The sequence below is a fragment of the Halorubrum tibetense genome, assembly GCF_042661865.1.
GTDB classification, from domain to species: domain Archaea; phylum Halobacteriota; class Halobacteria; order Halobacteriales; family Haloferacaceae; genus Halorubrum; species Halorubrum tibetense.
Map to the genome: position 1 here is coordinate 1 of NZ_JBHSWW010000603.1, position 676 is coordinate 676.

Genomic DNA, 676 nt, shown 5'->3' on the forward strand with positions numbered 1-676 from the left:
CACGAACAACAGCGTCAACGCCCCCGCGAGCGCGACGCCGAGCAGGCCGACCACCGCCCACGTCGCCGGCGACGTCAGGTGACCGACCCGCGTGTCCGGGGTGCGCGTCTCGTGGTCCCGCGCGAGCCACGTCACCCCGACGATCGAGAGCGTGAGCCAGACGTAGTCGACCGCGTGATGGTCGAAGAAGCCGATCCCGGAGTACAGCGCGTGTCCGGGCAACAGCGCGAGCGCGACCACCGACGCCACCCCGATGCGCTCGTCGTTCGTCGTCCACGTCGCGATCAGGTAGACGCCGATGCCGACGACGAGCGCGGCGACCACGGGGAGCCACGCGACGACTGCCGCCGTCCCTTCCCCGTCGACGCCGACCAGCCCCGTCGCCCACCAGCCGAGCGTGTACGTGAGCGGTTCGCCGCTCGCCCGCCCGCCCAGCACCTCCGCGATCCCGGCGAAGTCGAGTCGCCCGACGTCGGCCGCCGCCAGCCGGTCGACCCAGGTGAGGTAGTGGTACGGGTCGTTGCCCGGAAGCAGCACCCGATCCTCGCGGAACACTCGCGTGACCGTGAACGTCCGAAACACGAACAACAGCGTCAACGCCCCCGCGAGCGCGACGCCGAGGTCCCGGTGGAGTCCGTCGGCGACCCCCTCGACTCGCTCGCGGATCGCCGCCCCG

1 protein-coding gene is annotated in these 676 nt (G+C 72.2%); it reads right to left on the reverse strand.

Annotated elements, in window-relative coordinates:
* A partial coding sequence (locus ACFQEU_RS17210; protein ID WP_379784130.1) for an STT3 domain-containing protein occupies positions 1 to 676 on the reverse strand: 676 nt, incomplete at both ends.